Consider the following 16,876-nt stretch of genomic DNA (forward strand, 5'->3'; position numbering starts at 1 on the left):
AAGATAGCTTATCTTATGTATGCTAATGATATGGCATTCACGAAATGAACCTCACCCCGACCCTCGGCTTTCTGCTTCACGATGTTGCCCGGCTGCTGCGCAAGCGCTTCGAGCAGCGTGCGAAACATATGGGCCTGACGCGCTCGCAATGGCAGACGATCGCCTACCTGGCGCGCAACGAAGGCATCCATCAAAGCGGCCTTGCCGAACTCTTGGAAATCGAGCCGATCACCCTGATGCGCGTGCTCGACAAGCTTGCCGAGCGCGGCTTTATCGAGCGCCGGCGCCACGAGACGGACCGGCGCATCCAGCTTCTCTACACGACCGAACGGGCGCGCGGGCTGTTGTCCGATATGCGCGCTATCGGCGACGCGACGCGCTTTGAAGCGCTTGAAGGCATTCCCGACGAGGATCGTGAAAAACTCGTCGCCATTCTCGACCTGATGAAATCCAACCTCCTGCAGGCCTGCCGCGCGCCGGCCGACAAAGAAACGCACCATGGCTGACTCCCTCCGCATACCCGCCAATGCCAATGTCACCGCCCTTGAACCCTCCGGCCCCGCGACGGCCGAAGCAAAGATCGACACCGCTCCTCCGGCGCTGGCCGAGCCCCTGCCCGCTGAAGGCACCGCTCGCCGCCGCCGCAGCCTGAAGCGGCCGATCCTGTTTGCGCTGCTGCCGGTCGCCCTTGTTGCCGGCGGTTATTTCTACGTGACCGGCGGCCAGATTATGGAAACCGACAACGCCTATCTGCAGGCGGATATGGCCGGCGTCTCCACCGACGTCGCAGGCACGGTTGCCACCGTCAATGTGCACGAGAATGAGGAGGTCAAGGCCGGACAGGTGCTGTTCCAGCTGAAGCCGGATTCGTTCCGCATCGCGTTGGAAGGGGCGCAGGCGAAGCTTGCCGCGTCCCGCAACGAACTGTTGAACCTCAAGGCGAGTTATGCCCAGACATTGGCGCAGATTGCCCAGGTCCAAGCCGATATTCCCTATTACCAGACTGCGTTCGACCGGCAGCAGACCCTGATCACCAATGCCGCCGCCTCGCACGCGACCTATGACCAGGCCAAGCACGATCTGGACGCCGCCAAGCAGAAGGTCGCGGTCGCCAAGGCCCAGGCCGAAACGACGCTGGCGCAGCTGGGTGGCGATACCAGCCAGCCGATCGAGCAGAACCCGCTTTATCTGGAGGCCAAATCCGCCGTCGATGACGCGCAGCGCCAGCTGGAGGATACGACGGTGCGCGCGCCTTTCGATGGTGTCGTCACCAATGTCAACGCCCTGCAGCCCGGCAGCTATCTGGAGGCGGCGCAGCAGGCCTTCTCGCTGGTCTCCACCCAGAACATGTGGATCGCGGCCAATCCGAAGGAAACCGAGCTTACCTATGTGAAGCCGGGGCAGCCGGTGACCATTACCGTCGATACCTATCCGGGTGTCGAATGGAAGGGCAAGGTGGCAAGCGTCAGCCCGGCCTCCGGCGCCAGCTTCGCGCTGCTTCCGGCACAGAACACGTCGGGCAACTGGGTGAAAGTGGTGCAGCGTATTCCAATGCGCGTCACGATCGACGAGACCGCAGGCAAGCCGCCGCTACGCGTCGGAATGAGCACGCTGGTTGCCGTCGATACCGGCCACGCACGCGGCCTGCCAGACATGATCCAGAAACTTCTCGGCCATTCGACCGCGCACGCCCAAGAGTAACGGCCATGAGCAGCATCGCCTCTGCCGCCACGACGCCCGTTGCCAATCGTGGCGCCATCACCGCCTGCATCATCCTTGCGGTGATCATGCAGGCGCTCGACACGACCATTGCCAATGTGGCGCTGCCCTATATTCAAGGGAGTGTTGCGGCAAGCGCCGACCAGATCAACTGGGTGTTGACCTCCTATATCGTCGCCGCCGCGATCATGACGCCGCCATCAGGGTTTCTGGCGGCGAAGTTCGGCCGCAAGCGCGTTCTTTTGGTGGCGATCGTCGGCTTCGTAGCAGCCTCGGTTTTATGCGGTCTTGCGCAATCGCTGCCGCAGATCGTCGGCTTCCGGCTGCTGCAGGGCCTGTTTGGCGCAGCGCTCGTTCCCCTGTCACAGGGCATCCTGCTCGACATCTATTCGACCGAAGAGCGCGGATCGGCCATGGCCCTGTTCGGGGTTTCGGTGATGGTCGGGCCGGTGCTGGGCCCCGTCATCGGCGGCTGGCTGACGGAAAATATCAGCTGGCGCTGGGTGTTCTACATCAACGTACCGATCGGCGCGCTCGCTTTTGCCGGCATCAGCGTCTTCGTCAAGGAAACGAAGCTGGACACGCAGGCAAAGCTCGACTGGTTCGGCTTCGGCATGCTCAGCCTGGGTATTGCCTCGCTGCAGCTGTTCCTCGACCGTGGCGGCCAGCTCGACTGGTTTTCCTCCGGCGAAATCCTGATCGAGGCCATCGTCTGCGCCAGCGCCTTCTATCTTCTGGTCATCCACACGCTGACGACGAAAAAATCCTTCATCAATCCGCGCCTGTTCCTCGATCAGAATTTTGCCGTGAGCATGTTGTTCATCTTCGTCGTCGGCGTCACCTATCTGGCCTCGCTGGCGCTGATGACGCCTTATCTGCAGTCGTTGATGGGCTATCCCGTCGTAACCGCCGGAATCGTCATGGGGCCGCGCGGTCTGGGCACGATGGTCTGCATGTTCGTGGTTGGCCGCCTGATCGGCAAGGTCGATACCCGCATCCTCTTGTTCATCGGGCTCGCGATCACCGCCTGGGCGATGTATGACATGATCGGCTGGACGCCGGATGTGTCGCAGTGGACGATCATCTCCGTCGGCTTCATCCAGGGCGCCGGTCTTGGCTTTCTGTTCGTGCCGCTGACGACGATTGCCTTTGCGACGCTGCCTGCCGAAATGCGCGGCGACGGCACCGGGCTTTACAATCTCTCGCGCAATATTGGCTCCAGCGTCGGCATCGCCGTCGTCTCGGCCTTGCTGATCGAAAACACCCAAATCAACCATGCCTCGATCGCAGCTTATGTGACACCGTTCAACCATGCCTTCCAGGCACCGGCTGCCGCAGGGCTCGATCCGATGACGGCGGTGGGGCGTGCCTCGCTCGACAGCATCATCACGCTGCAGGCGACGATCATCGCCTATATGGATGACTTCAAGCTGCTGATGATCATGTCTTTGGCGGTGATGCCGCTGGTCCTCTTGCTGCGCAAGCCAAAGGCTCCGCCGGCAATCGACCATAGCGCCGTCATGGAATAGTCCGGGCTTACGATGCGTCAAGTTCAGGATAGTAGCGGAAAATCCCCTGCTCGTTGAACGCAAGGCGGCGTTCCGAGGCGAGATAGGCCTTGATCCGTGGCAGGTCGCGAACCTGAGCATTGAGCGCAACGAGAAACGGATATTCCGGCTCTGCCGCAGCCATCGTGTTTGGGAAGGCGTAACGCAGCCCCTCGACGAGATGAAACAGCGACAGATCGACATAGCTAAGCGCATGACCCAGAGCGTGGACCTGTCCCTCCCTGTTCTTCGCCAGCTGTTTTTCGAAATAGCTTAGAAATTTCGGCAGCCGTTCGCCGCGAAAATCCTCCGCGCGCCGCAGCGCTTCGTCCTTCTGGTCCTCATAGTAGAGCGACACGCCGATCGGATGATGGACGTCGTGGACTTCGGCGACAAAATCGGTGATGCCAAGCTGTAGCCCGTTGGCGGTTATCCGCCCCGCTTCATCGTCCGGCGCAAGGCCGAGCCGGCTTCCCAGATACAGCAGGATATTGGCGGCGTGCGAGATGACGAGGCCGCCATCTTTCAAAAAAGGCGGGGCAAACGGCGTGAAGCCCGCCGTCTTGGTCTTCATCATCGCCATCATGCGCGCCATGCCGCCGTCAGTGCGGGCGACATCGACATAATCGGCACCAGCCTGTTCCAGCGCCAGACGGACGAATTCACCCCGGCCGGGGATGCCGTCCCAGTAATAGAGCTCGTAGGTCATTGGCGTTCCTCCTGAAAGCGAATTGCTGTTTTATGCTTCAGGCCAACGGAAAAGGCCGGACGCATCGCTGCCTCCGGCTTGGATATATTGCAGATCGTCCGTTCGGCCAGCTGCCGGTTCGACGATTACTCGATATCGAAGAAATCCTTCATGCGGGAGAAGAAGCCCGCCGATTCCGGATTGTTTTCCTTCGAGGACAGCTCATCGAACTCGCGCAGAAGCTCGCGCTGGCGCTTGGTCAGGTTCTGCGGTGTCTCGATCTGGATCTGGATGTAGAGATCGCCGATCTGGCTCGAGCGCAGCACCGGCATGCCCTTGCCCTTCAAGCGGAACTGCTTGCCGGCTTGCGTACCTTCCGGCACCGAGACGCGCGACTTGGTGCTGTCGAGCGTCGCCACATCGAACTTGCCGCCGAGTGCTGCCGTCGTCATCGAGATCGGCACGCTGCAATAGAGATCGGCGCCATCGCGCTGATAGAATTCATGCGGCTTGACCGACAGGAAAATATAGAGATCGCCTGCTGGCCCGCCGCGCAGACCGGCTTCGCCCTCGCCGGACAGGCGGATGCGCGTGCCGTCTTCAATGCCGGCCGGGATATTGACCGAGAGCGAACGCTCTTCGGTGATGCGGCCCTGGCCGTGGCACTTGCCGCAGGGATCGGCGATGGTCTGGCCGCGGCCCTGACAGGTGGGGCAGGTGCGCTCGATCGAGAAAAACCCTTGAGCGGCGCGGACGCGGCCGGAGCCCTGGCAGGTGGCGCAGGTGGTCGGCTTGGTGCCGGGTTTGGCGCCGGAGCCGGTGCAGACGTCACAGGTAATGGAGGTCGGTACGCGGATCTGTGCCGTCTTTCCGGCATAGGCCTCTTCCAGCGAGATTTCCATATTGTAGCGCAGATCGGCACCGCGCTCTCGGCCACCGGACGAACGCCGCTGGCGGCCGCCGCCCATCATCTCGCCAAAGATATCTTCGAAAATATCGGAGAAGCCGCCGGCACCACCGCCCATACCGCCGCCGCCGCCCATGCCGCCCTGCTCGAATGCCGCATGGCCATACCGGTCATAGGCTGCACGCTTCTGTGGGTCTTTCAGCACTTCATAGGCGAGGCTGATCTCCTTGAACGTCTTTTCAGCTTCCGCATCACCAGGGTTCTTGTCCGGGTGATACTTCATTGCGAGTTTGCGGAAAGCGCTCTTGAGCTCTTTCTCGTCTGCTGTTTTCGCAACGCCGAGCGTTTCGTAGAGATCACGTTTCATACTTGCAGATTGTCCTGTTGAATAGGCGCGTCAAAACCGGCTGCCCGGCGGTCGCCAAATTTCCTTGCAACAGGATTTAGTAAACCTTCAAGCGCGATACCATAGGCAATACACCATCCCGGCCGTTTTTTGTCGGAAAAGCACAGAATCAGGGTGCTTTACCTTGGGCTTTTGCCGCGCAGCAACACCGCATAAGGCCGATCACGGCATGAAGCTTCCGATCGCATGGTCTGCCGTCACTGTTGCGGCCGATAGACGCTGGCAACAAAAAACCCGGAACCTTGCGGCTCCGGGTTGATGATGGGCACTTCGAAGAAGACTTATGCGGACTTCTTGCGGTCGTCCTCGTCTTTGACTTCTTCATAATCGGCATCGACGATGTCGCTATCGCTGTCGCGGGCGGCATCGGCCTGCGCGTCGGCATTGGCCGCTTCGGTCTGCTGCGATTCGTACATCGCCTGGCCAAGCTTCATCGAGGCTTCGAGAAGCGTCTGGGTCTTGGTCTTGATGTCTTCAGCATCCGGCTCGGACGCTTCGACAGCGGTCTTCAGCGAAGCGATTGCGTCGGAGATCGCGGTGCGCTCGGCTTCCGTGACCTTGTCACCGAATTCCTTCAGCGACTTTTCCGACGAATGGATCAGGCTTTCGGCCTGGTTCTTCGCTTCGACACCTTCACGGCGCTTCTTGTCGTTTTCGGCATTGGCCTCGGCATCCTTGACCATCTTCTCGATATCCGCGTCGGACAGACCGCCCGATGCCTGGATCCGGATCTGATGTTCCTTGCCAGTGCCCTTGTCCTTGGCCGAAACCTGAACGATGCCGTTCGCGTCGATATCGAAGGTGACTTCGATCTGCGGAACGCCACGCGGTGCCGGCGGGATGCCGACCAGGTCGAACTGGCCCAGCAGCTTGTTGTCCTGGGCCATTTCACGTTCGCCCTGCGAAACGCGGATGGTCACGGCATTCTGGCTGTCTTCGGCCGTCGAGAAGGTCTGCGACTTCTTTGTCGGGATCGTCGTGTTACGCTCGATCAGACGGGTGAACACGCCACCCAGCGTTTCGATGCCCAGCGACAGCGGCGTCACGTCGAGGAGGAGAACGTCCTTGACGTCGCCCTGCAGCACGCCGGCCTGGATGGCGGCGCCCATGGCAACCACTTCATCCGGGTTGACGCCCTTGTGCGGCTCCTTGCCGAACAGCTGCTTGACGACTTCCTGGACCTTCGGCATGCGGCTCATGCCGCCGACCAGAACGACTTCGTCGATCTCGGCTGCGGTAACGCCCGCATCCTTCAAGGCTGCCTTGCACGGAGCAACGGTGCGCTGAACAAGCTCGTCCACCAGGCTTTCGAACTTGGCGCGCGACAGCTTCATGGTCAGGTGCTTCGGACCGGTCGCATCCGCTGTGATGAACGGCAGGTTGATTTCGGTCTGCTGCGAGGACGACAGTTCGATCTTCGCCTTTTCGGCAGCTTCCTTGAGGCGCTGCAGAGCAAGCTTGTCGTTCTTCAGGTCGATGCCCTGGTCCTTCTTGAACTCGGCTGCGAGATATTCGACGAGACGCATGTCGAAGTCTTCACCGCCGAGGAAGGTGTCGCCGTTGGTCGACTTCACTTCGAAGACGCCGTCGCCGATTTCCAGAACCGAAATATCGAACGTACCACCACCCAAGTCGTAAACGGCGATGGTCTTGCCGTCCTTCTTGTCGAGGCCATAGGCGAGCGCTGCTGCGGTCGGCTCGTTGATGATGCGCAGAACTTCGAGACCGGCAATGCGGCCGGCATCCTTGGTTGCCTGGCGTTGCGCGTCATTGAAGTAAGCGGGAACGGTGATGACGGCCTGCGTGACCTTTTCACCGAGATAGGATTCTGCGGTTTCCTTCATCTTCTGAAGGATCATGGCGGAGATCTGCGAGGGGGAATAACCCTTGCCCTGCGCTTCGACCCATGCGTCGCCATTGTCGCCCTTGACGATCTTGTAAGGGACGAGGGCCTTGTCCTTTTCAACGAGCTTGTCGTCGTACCGGCGGCCGATCAGGCGCTTGACGGCAAACAGCGTGTTTTCCGGATTGGTGACGGCCTGACGCTTGGCCGGCTGGCCCGCCAGACGCTCGCCGTCATCGTTGAATGCGATGATCGACGGCGTGGTGCGTGCACCTTCCGCATTCTCAATGACCTTCGCGTCCTTGCCGTCCATGACGGAGACGCAGGAGTTGGTCGTTCCCAAGTCGATACCGATTACTTTAGCCATGTCGTTCTCTCCTTGCAGCGGACTGTCAGAACCCGGTCAGGCATTCATGCGACAGCCCCTAACGGGATGGTCTGTGGAATATCGCGGCGAATAGCCACGGTGATGGGGCGTATATAAGGAGCAGTGTTTCGGACTGCAAGGCATCTGAACGCCACGAAGCCGAGGAAATCAACGACTATTATGACGAGCATCACGCGTCGTTACCGAAATCAGCAACCCTACTTATCCAGGCGATTACGGTCCTCGCTCCGGAACAGCGGGGACGTCCAGCAGACAGGGCGGTGCCGGCGTGATCGTCTGCCGTAGAAAAAGCACCGCATGTTCATTGGGTTGACCGGAAGATAGGTGTCTCGCCGGTTTTTTTCCAGCCTGAATTTATCCCCGCCGCCTCAGCACCACGCACAATTGTCCGACTGAATTGAAAGCGGATGGCGTGGCCAATGATTTCGACAGACCCGGCAGCCCTGAGCCTGCCACAACTAAACTACCGGCAGGCGGCGATGGCCGTCGAAATTCGGACGCTGACCTTATGGTTGGAATGGAAGGCCGGTTTTCGCCCCAAGCAGCCACGTGTCCCGGCGGGCAATCCCGACGGCGGGCAGTGGGTTGGAGACGGCTCAGAAAACCAGCCAATCCTCGTCAACCGCCGCGCGCCGCGCGACGGGGGACAGGTCCTTATCCTTGGACGACGGCAGCCGGTGACGCCCATGCAGGAAGTGCGGCTGGCGATCAGTATCGGCCGGATGCGGGAGGCGCTGCGCGCAGTTCAAAGACGTGACCCGAACTGGCGGCCGACCCCGCAAGCCTACGAGACGGTCGAGGGGATGATCCGCGCCAATGAATTTGTCACACGTGAGGCGACACTCCGCGCACTGCAGTTAACGCTGCTGCGGACCGGCATTGGACCCTATGCACAGGAGTGGATTGCGGCGCCAGCAACCAACAGGCGGCTGAACCGGAGGGAACAGGCGCAAATTGATCGCATCGGACGTACCTATGGTTGCCATTGGTGTGGTATAAAGACACCGGGAACGCCAACGGGACATTTTGTCGGGGACCATCAAGTGCCAAAGTCGCTTGGCAGACCAAGCAGAATTTATCCGCATTGTTTGTGGTGCAGTAAATCTCAAGGTGGATTAATCTCTAACGGAAGGTATTAAATCTGTGCCTGTTGAAAAACTCACAATCACACCTGAATATCTAAGTATATACGTTGCAGGCCATAGAAAGGTTGTCATTCCTCTGCATATGGACAGACAAGGAATATTTTCTTCTCCCGACTGTATCAACATTCCAGCGCTATATTGGAACGATGGAGATACGCACGTTACATTTGGACCAGCCTCCGAGATAATTGAGGCAGGTCAGCCCGATTTCGATGGTATTTTGAATACCGTCAACAAAGAGATTATCCTTTTTGACGCACTTTATCCTCAATTTGCTATTGCACAGGTGCCTTCCGTTAAAACACGCATCCGGATTTGGATGAACCATCCCACGAGTCCCGATCAGGTGACTATCGCTTGGGGTGAATAGTCGAAGTTGAGCGCGGCAAACCCCGGGAGCGATCTGACGTCTTCAGGAAGGGATTACTTGATGTCAGTCAAGAAAATTACAATCACGCCCGAATATCTCAGCATCTATGTTGCAGGTCGTCGCAACGTCAAGATTCCTCTTCATATGGACAAGGTCGGAATATTTTCCTCTCCTGATTGTATCAACGTTCCAGCTTATTATTGGAGCGACGGCGATACCAATGTGACCTTCGGGCCAATTTTAGAAATTACAGAGTCAAGAGACCCTGATTTCGACGGAATTTTGAACACCCCCAATAACGAACTTATTTTGTTTGATGCTATTGAGCCCGAATTCGCCAGTGCAAAAGTACCATCCACGAAAACGCGGATTCGTGTCTGGATCGATCACCCGATAGAGCCGGAAAATGTTGTTATCGCTTGGGGTTAGGGACAGCGAGATTCAGCTTTCTGGACATTCACGTTGTACCTTCAGTCAATCGCAAGGCGGACTTTTATCGAATAGGAGGTTTTGACACTATGACCGTACAGCGGATGTCCATCGCCCCGGAATATGTAAGCTTTTATGTTGCGGGCCGTCGGAATGTCAGGATTCCAACGCATATGGATCGAAGGGGAGTGCTCTCTTCAAATGATTGCATTCTCATTCCAGCCCATTATTGGAGCGACGGAGACACGGACGTTACGTTCGGACCAGCCTCCGAGATTACGGAGACAAGAAATCCAGATTTCGACGGCATTCTGAACACCCCCAACAACGAGATTATTTTATTTGATGCCAATAACCCTCAATTCGCTATTTCACGCGTGCCATCCGCGAAAACTCGAATTCGGGTCTGGATGGATCATCCCATCGAGCCTTCAACCGTCGTGATAGCCTGGGGGTAAACAGAGACGCGCGTCGAATGGGTGCTATTCGATAACGCACTATCGGCCGTACAGTTAGTCACAAGGCTGGCTGATATATCAAGGAAGGTAATACTTGATGTCAGTCAAGAAAATTACAATTACGCCCGAATACCTTAGCTTCTATGTTGCAGGTCGTCGCAACGTTACGATTCCTCTTCATATGGACAGGCCGGGAATATTTTCCTCGCCTGACTGCATCAAAGTCCCTGCGCTCTATTGGAACGACGGAGACACCTCAGTGACATTCGGGCCAATTTTAGAAATTACAGAAATGAGAGACCCCGATTTCAACGGAATTTTGAACACCCCCAATAATGAACTTATTTTGTTTGATGCTATTGAGCCCGAATTCGCCAGTGCAAAAGTACCATCCACGAAAACGCGGATTCGCGTCTGGATCGATTACCCGATCGAGCCGGAAAATGTTGTTATCGCCTGGGGATAGCGGCTGTTCAAACCGGTTCGGTCATAGAATTGAAAACGAACCCATCGTCAGGAGCACCAAACGGCGGCTACAGGTCAACCGCCGGTCAGGATGTCGAACAGGGTGGTGCGGCGGGTCGCACCTGTCGTCTCGCCGACATCGGCAGGCGGCACAAGGCCGGAATTGGCGGCGTCCGCCGGCTGCTGCGTGTTTTGGTCTGCCGTCATCCGGCCGCTGGAGACCGGGGCCTGCGGAAACGCGTCGATGGGACCTTGCGAGAGGACATCGCCGATACTCTCGGGTGCTGTCTGATCGGTATCGAATGTCGGCTGGACACCCGTCGTGCCGAAGACCGGCGCGGGCGACAGGCCTTCATGGGCCGCCGTCATGAAATCATGCCAGGCCTTGGCCGGCAGACCGCCGCCGGTGACCTTCTTCATCGACTTGCCGTCATCATTGCCGAACCAGACGCCGGTGGTCAGATTGCTGGTGAAGCCGACGAACAGAGCATCGCGGAAAGACTGCGTCGTTCCCGATTTGCCGGCGGCCTGCCAGCCTTTCAGCCGGGCGGCCTTGCCGGTCCCGCGTTCGATCACGCCCACCATCATCTGGTTCATCTGGCTGACGATGGCGGGATCTAGCACGCGGGGTGGGTTGTCATAAGTGTTTTCGTAGAGAACCGTGCCATCTGCCGTCGAAATCCGCCGGATCACATGCGGCGTCGCCTTGAAGCCGCCGTTCATGAACGGAGCATAGGCCGATGTCAGCTCGACCAGACTGACTTCCGATGTTCCCAGCGCAATTGAGGCATTGGACTGCATTTCGGATTCGATGCCGAGCCGGCGCGCCAGCTTGATGACATTTTGCGGTCCCACTTCCATCACTAACTGGGCTGCAATGGTATTCAGCGAATTGGCTAGCGCATTGGCAAGCGTCACCTCGCCGCGATATTTCTGGTCGTAGTTTTCCGGTGTCCAGTTGCCGATCCGGACGGGCGCATCGTTGCGGATCGACATCGGCGTGCGGCCGATTTCCATTGCGGCGGCGTAGACGAACGGCTTGAACGCCGAGCCCGGCTGGCGCCTTGCCTTGACGGCGCGGTCGAACTGGCTATCGGCGTAATCGCGGCCGCCGACAAGCGCGCGGATGGCACCGGTGCCGTCGATCGAGACCAGCGCGGCTTGAGAGACATCCAGCTTCTGGCTGGATGCGTCGAGGCTTTCGGCCAGCGTTTCCTCGGCCTTCTTTTCCAGATTGAGATCGAGCGTCGTATCGACGATCAGGTCCTGGCTGATCTCGCCGACCATGCCCGGCAGCTGGTCCATGACCATGTCGGCGACGTAATATTGCGCACCGGACCAAAAGCTCTTGGCCTTGGTCGGCGTTTGCGACATCGCGGTCTTGATCTCGCTATCGGTGATGAAGCCCTCTTCGCGCATGGCGCCGAGCACGACCTGGGCGCGCTCTTCGGCCGCCTTCGGATCGCGCGCCGGCGACAGGCGCGACGGCGCCTTCAAGAGACCGGCAAGCAGCGCCGCCTCGCCGAGGTTCACATCCCTTGCGGATTTGTTGAAATAGCGCCGCGAGGCCGCTTCGACGCCATAGGCGTTGGAACCGAAGAACACCCGGTTCAGATACATCGCCAGAATCTGGTCCTTGGTGTATTTCTGCTCCAGCCATACGGAGAGCAGCACTTCCTGCACCTTGCGCTCCAGCGTGCGCTCCGGCGAGAGAAACAGGTTCTTGGCGAGCTGCTGGGTAATCGTCGAGCCGCCCTGCACCATGCGTCCGGTGGTGACATTGGTGAGCATTGCCCGCGCCAGCCCGAGCGGATCGACCCCGAAATGCGAATAGAAGCGGCGATCCTCGATGGCAATGACGGCTTGGGGAATATAGGGCGACATGTTTTCGAGCGACAGCGCCTCGCCGCCGGTCGTGCCGCGATTGGCGATGATATCACCGTTGACGGCCAGGATCTTGACGTTCGGCGGCCGGTCCGGAATGACCCAGGTCGTGGCGCTCGGCATGCGCGACCCGTAATAGAGCACGAGACCGCCGACGCCGATGGCGCCCCAGATGCCCAGCACAACGCACCAATAGACCAGCGACCGGATCAGACCGGTAAAGCCCCGCCCTCCGGACGAGCCGCCACGCCTGCGGGGATGTCGCGCGCTGGACTTTTTAGGAGAAGGTTTCGAGCCGCCGGATTTTCCGCCGCCGCCGCTGACGCGCTCGCCGGCATTCATGCGCAGCTCGCCGTCATCACGGCCGCGTCCGCCCTCAAAGGAAGGCTCTATCCTGTGCCCTGATGTCCGATTTCCTGCCATGTCGGGGTGGGTCTGCTCCAGCTGGGCATTGGGGGAGCGCCGGTGCCACAAGGGCCGCAACGCACGATTTCGTATCGTGCGATGAAGTGTAAATGCGGCGATTTAAGGGGGCGTTAAATTCAAGTGGTTGAGGACTGTCAGTTACTGCGTTGCTCAGGTGCACTTGCGCAACGCGGCAATAATGGCCATGTAATGATCCAGCACCACTTGCGGTGCATGAAGCAATGACATCGCTTCAGCGCGGCCAATGCACATCCGCTCGCCAGATTTTTGGAACAAGCGACAAGCGCGTCCCTCACTCTCTGATCCAGCCCGTTGCGACCAGCTCAACCGCCTCACCTGCGGGAAGGCCAGTTTTGACACGGTTCCGGCCGCTTTACCCAACATGTCAGGAGACCACCCATGCCAGCCATATCAGACAAGCCCTATGAACCGATCTCGTTTGCAAAGAAGCACCGGATATCGGTGGAAGATGCCCGGACTATCCTCGATGAGGCAGCTGGCGATAAAAAGGCTGCCGACAAGCATGCACGGCGCGTGAGCGTTTAACGCCAGACGACGGGTGCGGCACATTGCAGTGCCGTGCCGCCAACGCGGCGTTCGATTGTTGGGAACCATTCCGCCGGCCGATTCGTTTGGCAGGCGGCAACAGGAGAACCCATCATGGCCGAAACAACCAATACTGATCTTGAATCCTTGCGCGCTGAAGTGGCGCGCCTTTCCAAAATCGTCAGCGCCCAGAGCGCCCAGGCCTATAGCGACGTTCGCGACCGGGCGTCCAATGTCATGGACGCAGCCGCACCGCTCGCCAAAAAGGCCGCCAGTGTCGCCCGCTCGGAAGGCAATGCCATCGCGCAGACCGCCCGTGAACATCCGGCCGCTGCCGGAAGCGCCCTGACCCTAGCCATTCTGCTGGGCGGTGCGATCGGCTTTCTTCTAGGCGCCGCTTCCCGCGAGCCGGAGCCGGTACGCCGCCGTTACTGGTAAAAACCAGAGCACAGACAGCGATGAATGAAGGCCTCCTTTCGGGGGCCTTTTTCATGACAGGACATGGAACTTTCCGCCTGAAAACCGGTTATGCGAAGAACGATGCTGACGATCAGAACAGGGGATTTTCATGGGCCAGGTCTATCATTTCAACGTAGAGCATGACGAGCTCCTGTCGGAAGCTGAGAGAGCGTTCGATCTTTCCGCTCGCCGGCAATCCATGCCTAAAATTACGCATGAGGCGCAGGAAACACCGCGCCGCCCATAGGTGTTCAAGGCAATTGCCGGCCTCTTTACACCCGCTGCCTTTCGCAGCCAGCCCAATTGAGAACATTCGCTAAAATGCGTGAGGGTCATCATGGACACTGACAGAGAGACGAAAATCCGCCATCGCGCCTATGAACTTTGGCTTGACGAAGGCTCACCAGAGGGCAAGCAGGACGATCACTGGTCGCAGGCCGAACGGGAAATTGACAGCCTGGACATGGAAGACAGCGCTGAGGACATCAAACCGGACGTGATGCGCGAGGCAGTCCGCGAGCATGCCGACACATTTTTGGTAAAGTCCGATCTTGAGGACGCAGACCAGCGCGAGAGCGCCCCCGGCACACGCGAACAGCCATAGCCGTTAAAAAATCAGCTACGCCATAACTCATGCGCCGGGATGGCGTCCGCCAGCGTCAGTTCGCGTTCGCGCGGGCTATACGATGTGTGGCGTTGTCCAAAGCATTGCTGGACTGAACGCCGTCCCTCTTCAAACCCCTTGCGGTATTTCCGCATCCAGACAGCGCAAGCAGGGACGCGCAGATTGCAACAACCACCAATTTCGTCATCGTAAGTCTCCCATTGAGCAACCATATTTGCTCATGAAGGAAACATGACGCAGGCAATGGAAAAATCAATTCCGCTCAGCCGCAAAATCTTGTCTACCCGGACTGCTCCGGTTCATGGCGCCAAAACCGCTGGTTTTGGCGCGAGAATAAAACGGTGAAACGGCGGCGATCGCCCTTATAAAACCGAGCGAAATCAATGGCTCCGAGAAAAGCAGAATAATAAAACTTGACTAGCTGACCCCGGCAACCTATCTGAGCTTTGGTCGATATTTGTTAGATGACTTTGGTTTTTGCGACATTGTGCGCAATCGGACGAACTTTCCTTCAGATTCGAACAAAAGCTTTTCCGTAACGTTTACGGGATGGTTCAACATAATTTGCTAGAGAAAGGGATCGTTATGGCCACTGGCACAGTAAAATGGTTTAATTCCACAAAGGGCTTCGGCTTCATTCAGCCGGACGACGGCAGCCAGGACGTTTTCGTCCACATCTCGGCTGTTGAGCGCGCTGGTATGCGTGGCCTCAACGACGGCCAGAAGATCAGCTTCGAGCTCGTCAAGGACCGCAAGTCCGGCAAGATGTCTGCAGACAACCTGCAGGCGGCCTAATACCAAATCTGGCGCGATTATCCGCGCCGGAGAAATGCGCTTCCGCGGTTGACCACGGATGTACTGGCAGGAGTGTCGAAGCGTGTTGTGAAAGGTCGGGTTTTCCCGGCCTTTTTGTTTTTTCAGGGATCATGCTTTTCAAGCTTCCGCTCCCGGCCTTCCGATTTTTCCGGCTGTACCTTCAAATCGCCTCATCCGCGTTGACACTCACTGCGAACAACAGGAGCAGTGTACATGAAGGCCTTTCTCATTTCTCTTTCGGCAGCTGCGGTTCTGGCAACTTCCCTTGTTTCTGCAGGCGCCCAGGACCAAACGGCCTATGTGGACGACCGCTCGGATGGCCCGGCGCTTATCCGCTCGCTCTACAACGCCATCAATCGCCATGAATATGCGCGCGCCTACAGCTATTTCGCCCAGCCCGCCGATAGCTACGAAGCGTTTGTAGAGGGCTATGCAAAGACCGTGGATGTTCAAGTACTGATCGGTCCGGCGACACAGGAGGGAGCGGCCGGCAGTATCTATGCGCCGGTACCGGTTGCGATCAAATCGACGGAAAAAGGCGGTAAGGAAAAGATTTTTGCAGGCTGCTACGTCACCCGTATTGTCAATCCCGGCATTCAGGAGCCGCCCTTCTCGCCGCTGCATATTGAAAGTGCGGAGCTTGAGAAGGTCGAAGGGCCGTTCGAAAAGGCTTTGCCGAAAGTCTGCCATTCGCCCTCATAGAACGGGCGTCGGTTTAGGTGCCGTTTTCCTTACCCGCCTCGGCCTTGCGGCCGGCGACGAATTGACCGCGCTCGAAAATCACGACGACGGTGAGTGCGATCAGGAACGGGATGATCAGGTAGAAGAGACGGAAAATGGCAAGCCCCGCCAGGACGCCGGCCGGATCCATTTCCGGAAGGGCTGCGATAAACACCAGCTCCAGAACGCCCAGCCCGCCCGGCGCATGCGAGAGAAGCGCTGCCGAAAACGAGGCGAGAAACACGCCGAGGATGACCATATAACCGGGATTTCCGGCCTCCGGCAGGGCGAAATAGATGATGGCGGCAGCGGCAATCAGCTCGACCGGTGCAATCACCAGCTGGCGCAGCGCCAGCGAGGGTTTGGGATATTCCAGCCGGAACCAGCGGGTGTGCAACGGCCGGAACCCGACCAGACTGCCGATCACATACAGCGCGATCAGCGCCAGAATGATCAATCCAGTCGAGATCGATGCCCCGATCGGCAGGAACGTTGCGAAACGGGCGGTGATTTCCGGTTCGATCAAAAGGACGATGGCCGCCAGCATCAGCGTACCGAGCGCGAACGTGAACGAGCAGAACGCAACCAGAATTCCGGTCTCGCCCGCCGTCAGGCCCTTCGAGCCATAGGCGCGGTAGCGCACGACAGCACCGGAAAAGACCGAGGCCCCCACCGTATGCGACAGCGCATAGGCGGTGAAGGAGCATACGGTAATGAACCAGAGCGAGATCCTGTGGCCGAGATGCTCGAGCGCCAGATGATCATAGGCCGCAAGCGCCGCGTAGGCGGCAAGCGTGGCGGCGGCGGCCAAGAACCAGCTCTTCAGCGATACGGCTTTCAGGCTATCCATGAAATCGGCGGCCGAAAGGCCATGGAGCTCATGATAGAGGCCATAAAGCGAAAACACGATCGCGGCGAGCCCAATCACCGGCCAGGCAAGTTTGCGTACCGTTTTCATGAGGCAAGTATTCTTGAAATCTGTAGCTGGCAAAATGTCATCTGAACGAAAAGACCACCCCCGACCGGCCGGGTCAA

General features: G+C 58.5%; 20 protein-coding genes. 14 read left to right on the forward strand and 6 right to left on the reverse strand.

The window, feature by feature from the left end:
* The first annotated feature begins 44 nt into the window (after window positions 1–44).
* From PYR65_RS01020 to PYR65_RS01030, 3 genes are read left to right on the forward strand one after another with little or no spacing between them, the layout of a single operon-like run.
* Window positions 45–506 (forward strand): MarR family winged helix-turn-helix transcriptional regulator, encoded by a 462-nt coding sequence (locus tag PYR65_RS01020; RefSeq protein WP_060637841.1) that lies wholly within the window; start codon window positions 45–47, stop codon window positions 504–506.
* Complete coding sequence (locus PYR65_RS01025) at window positions 499–1,701, forward strand: HlyD family secretion protein (RefSeq protein ID WP_276119559.1); 1,203 nt, start codon at window positions 499–501, stop codon at window positions 1,699–1,701. The genes PYR65_RS01020 and PYR65_RS01025 overlap by 8 nt, the downstream gene beginning before the upstream one ends.
* A 5-nt stretch (window positions 1,702–1,706) precedes the next feature.
* Window positions 1,707–3,248 (forward strand): DHA2 family efflux MFS transporter permease subunit, encoded by a 1,542-nt coding sequence (locus PYR65_RS01030; protein WP_060637839.1) that lies wholly within the window; start codon window positions 1,707–1,709, stop codon window positions 3,246–3,248.
* A 7-nt stretch (window positions 3,249–3,255) separates the two neighbouring features.
* Here the strand turns inward: PYR65_RS01030 and PYR65_RS01035 are convergent, their stop codons facing one another.
* The 3 genes from PYR65_RS01035 to dnaK all read right to left on the reverse strand — a co-directional run bounded on the left by PYR65_RS01035 (window position 3,256) and on the right by dnaK (window position 7,477).
* Complete coding sequence (locus PYR65_RS01035) at window positions 3,256–3,975, reverse strand: glutathione S-transferase (RefSeq protein ID WP_276119560.1); 720 nt, start codon at window positions 3,973–3,975, stop codon at window positions 3,256–3,258.
* Window positions 3,976–4,100: 125 nt separating this feature from the next.
* Window positions 4,101–5,228 (reverse strand): molecular chaperone DnaJ, encoded by a 1,128-nt coding sequence (dnaJ, locus tag PYR65_RS01040; protein WP_060637837.1) that lies wholly within the window; start codon window positions 5,226–5,228, stop codon window positions 4,101–4,103.
* Between the two features lie 320 nt (window positions 5,229–5,548).
* Window positions 5,549–7,477, reverse strand: a complete 1,929-nt coding sequence (gene dnaK / locus PYR65_RS01045) for a molecular chaperone DnaK (RefSeq protein ID WP_060637836.1) — start codon at window positions 7,475–7,477, stop codon at window positions 5,549–5,551.
* 440 nt (window positions 7,478–7,917) lie between these two features.
* Between dnaK and PYR65_RS01050 the strand changes: the two genes are divergently transcribed.
* The 5 genes from PYR65_RS01050 (at window position 7,918) to PYR65_RS01070 (ending at window position 10,366) form a co-directional block, all read left to right on the forward strand.
* The gene (locus PYR65_RS01050) at window positions 7,918–8,637 is read left to right on the forward strand and encodes a hypothetical protein (protein WP_276119561.1); all 720 of its coding nucleotides are present in this window, start codon (window positions 7,918–7,920) and stop codon (window positions 8,635–8,637) included.
* 4 nt (window positions 8,638–8,641) lie between these two features.
* The gene (locus tag PYR65_RS01055; RefSeq protein ID WP_276119562.1) at window positions 8,642–9,013 is read left to right on the forward strand and encodes a hypothetical protein; all 372 of its coding nucleotides are present in this window, start codon (window positions 8,642–8,644) and stop codon (window positions 9,011–9,013) included.
* Window positions 9,014–9,073: 60 nt separating this feature from the next.
* Window positions 9,074–9,442 (forward strand): hypothetical protein, encoded by a 369-nt coding sequence (locus PYR65_RS01060; RefSeq protein ID WP_276119563.1) that lies wholly within the window; start codon window positions 9,074–9,076, stop codon window positions 9,440–9,442.
* Between the two features lie 89 nt (window positions 9,443–9,531).
* Entirely contained in the window at window positions 9,532–9,900 is a 369-nt protein-coding gene (locus tag PYR65_RS01065; RefSeq protein WP_156383130.1) for a hypothetical protein, read from the forward strand.
* 94 nt (window positions 9,901–9,994) lie between these two features.
* Window positions 9,995–10,366, forward strand: a complete 372-nt coding sequence (locus PYR65_RS01070) for a hypothetical protein (RefSeq protein ID WP_276119564.1) — start codon at window positions 9,995–9,997, stop codon at window positions 10,364–10,366.
* Between the two features lie 74 nt (window positions 10,367–10,440).
* Here the strand turns inward: PYR65_RS01070 and PYR65_RS01075 are convergent, their stop codons facing one another.
* Entirely contained in the window at window positions 10,441–12,672 is a 2,232-nt protein-coding gene (locus PYR65_RS01075; RefSeq protein ID WP_276119565.1) for a transglycosylase domain-containing protein, read from the reverse strand.
* A 402-nt stretch (window positions 12,673–13,074) separates the two neighbouring features.
* On the opposite strand from PYR65_RS01075, the gene PYR65_RS01080 reads away from it, so the two are divergent.
* From PYR65_RS01080 to PYR65_RS01095, 4 genes are all read left to right on the forward strand, one after another.
* Entirely contained in the window at window positions 13,075–13,221 is a 147-nt protein-coding gene (locus PYR65_RS01080; protein ID WP_200953590.1) for a hypothetical protein, read from the forward strand.
* 114 nt (window positions 13,222–13,335) lie between these two features.
* Complete coding sequence (locus PYR65_RS01085) at window positions 13,336–13,659, forward strand: hypothetical protein (protein ID WP_060637833.1); 324 nt, start codon at window positions 13,336–13,338, stop codon at window positions 13,657–13,659.
* 130 nt (window positions 13,660–13,789) lie between these two features.
* On the forward strand, window positions 13,790–13,927 hold the full coding sequence (locus PYR65_RS01090; protein ID WP_276119566.1) for a hypothetical protein: 138 nt from the start codon (window positions 13,790–13,792) through the stop codon (window positions 13,925–13,927).
* 90 nt (window positions 13,928–14,017) lie between these two features.
* Complete coding sequence (locus PYR65_RS01095; RefSeq protein WP_060637831.1) at window positions 14,018–14,284, forward strand: DUF2934 domain-containing protein; 267 nt, start codon at window positions 14,018–14,020, stop codon at window positions 14,282–14,284.
* A gap of 55 nt (window positions 14,285–14,339) precedes the next feature.
* Here PYR65_RS01095 and PYR65_RS01100 read toward each other — a convergent pair whose 3' ends face one another.
* Complete coding sequence (locus PYR65_RS01100) at window positions 14,340–14,492, reverse strand: entericidin (RefSeq protein ID WP_082546719.1); 153 nt, start codon at window positions 14,490–14,492, stop codon at window positions 14,340–14,342.
* A gap of 398 nt (window positions 14,493–14,890) precedes the next feature.
* Between PYR65_RS01100 and PYR65_RS01105 the strand changes: the two genes are divergently transcribed.
* Window positions 14,891–15,100, forward strand: coding sequence for a cold-shock protein (locus PYR65_RS01105; RefSeq protein ID WP_037103743.1), 210 nt, complete (start codon window positions 14,891–14,893; stop codon window positions 15,098–15,100).
* Between the two features lie 234 nt (window positions 15,101–15,334).
* Window positions 15,335–15,823 (forward strand): hypothetical protein, encoded by a 489-nt coding sequence (locus tag PYR65_RS01110; protein WP_276119567.1) that lies wholly within the window; start codon window positions 15,335–15,337, stop codon window positions 15,821–15,823.
* A 13-nt stretch (window positions 15,824–15,836) separates the two neighbouring features.
* On the opposite strand, the gene PYR65_RS01115 is transcribed toward PYR65_RS01110, so the two are convergent.
* On the reverse strand, window positions 15,837–16,799 hold the full coding sequence (locus tag PYR65_RS01115) for a lysylphosphatidylglycerol synthase domain-containing protein (protein WP_276119568.1): 963 nt from the start codon (window positions 16,797–16,799) through the stop codon (window positions 15,837–15,839).
* Window positions 16,800–16,876 lie beyond the last annotated feature (77 nt).

It is taken from the genome of Pararhizobium qamdonense (assembly GCF_029277445.1).
In the GTDB taxonomy this organism is placed as follows: domain Bacteria; phylum Pseudomonadota; class Alphaproteobacteria; order Rhizobiales; family Rhizobiaceae; genus Pararhizobium; species Pararhizobium qamdonense.

Excerpts from the sequence above, each read along its gene's own strand:
- dnaJ (WP_060637837.1), bottom strand. The coding sequence starts at position 5,228 with ATGAAACGTGATCTCTACGAAACGCTCGGCGTTGCGAAAACAGCAGAC.
- PYR65_RS01115 (WP_276119568.1), bottom strand. The coding sequence starts at position 16,799 with ATGAAAACGGTACGCAAACTTGCCTGGCCGGTGATTGGGCTCGCCGCG.
- PYR65_RS01090 (WP_276119566.1), top strand. The coding sequence starts at position 13,790 with ATGGGCCAGGTCTATCATTTCAACGTAGAGCATGACGAGCTCCTGTCG.
- PYR65_RS01100 (WP_082546719.1), bottom strand. The coding sequence starts at position 14,492 with ATGACGAAATTGGTGGTTGTTGCAATCTGCGCGTCCCTGCTTGCGCTG.
- PYR65_RS01020 (WP_060637841.1), top strand. The coding sequence starts at position 45 with ATGAACCTCACCCCGACCCTCGGCTTTCTGCTTCACGATGTTGCCCGG.
- PYR65_RS01065 (WP_156383130.1), top strand. The coding sequence starts at position 9,532 with ATGACCGTACAGCGGATGTCCATCGCCCCGGAATATGTAAGCTTTTAT.
- PYR65_RS01025 (WP_276119559.1), top strand. The coding sequence starts at position 499 with ATGGCTGACTCCCTCCGCATACCCGCCAATGCCAATGTCACCGCCCTT.
- PYR65_RS01060 (WP_276119563.1), top strand. The coding sequence starts at position 9,074 with ATGTCAGTCAAGAAAATTACAATCACGCCCGAATATCTCAGCATCTAT.
- PYR65_RS01080 (WP_200953590.1), top strand. The coding sequence starts at position 13,075 with ATGCCAGCCATATCAGACAAGCCCTATGAACCGATCTCGTTTGCAAAG.
- PYR65_RS01085 (WP_060637833.1), top strand. The coding sequence starts at position 13,336 with ATGGCCGAAACAACCAATACTGATCTTGAATCCTTGCGCGCTGAAGTG.
- dnaK (WP_060637836.1), bottom strand. The coding sequence starts at position 7,477 with ATGGCTAAAGTAATCGGTATCGACTTGGGAACGACCAACTCCTGCGTC.
- PYR65_RS01110 (WP_276119567.1), top strand. The coding sequence starts at position 15,335 with ATGAAGGCCTTTCTCATTTCTCTTTCGGCAGCTGCGGTTCTGGCAACT.
- PYR65_RS01035 (WP_276119560.1), bottom strand. The coding sequence starts at position 3,975 with ATGACCTACGAGCTCTATTACTGGGACGGCATCCCCGGCCGGGGTGAA.
- PYR65_RS01050 (WP_276119561.1), top strand. The coding sequence starts at position 7,918 with ATGATTTCGACAGACCCGGCAGCCCTGAGCCTGCCACAACTAAACTAC.
- PYR65_RS01075 (WP_276119565.1), bottom strand. The coding sequence starts at position 12,672 with ATGGCAGGAAATCGGACATCAGGGCACAGGATAGAGCCTTCCTTTGAG.
- PYR65_RS01095 (WP_060637831.1), top strand. The coding sequence starts at position 14,018 with ATGGACACTGACAGAGAGACGAAAATCCGCCATCGCGCCTATGAACTT.
- PYR65_RS01105 (WP_037103743.1), top strand. The coding sequence starts at position 14,891 with ATGGCCACTGGCACAGTAAAATGGTTTAATTCCACAAAGGGCTTCGGC.
- PYR65_RS01030 (WP_060637839.1), top strand. The coding sequence starts at position 1,707 with ATGAGCAGCATCGCCTCTGCCGCCACGACGCCCGTTGCCAATCGTGGC.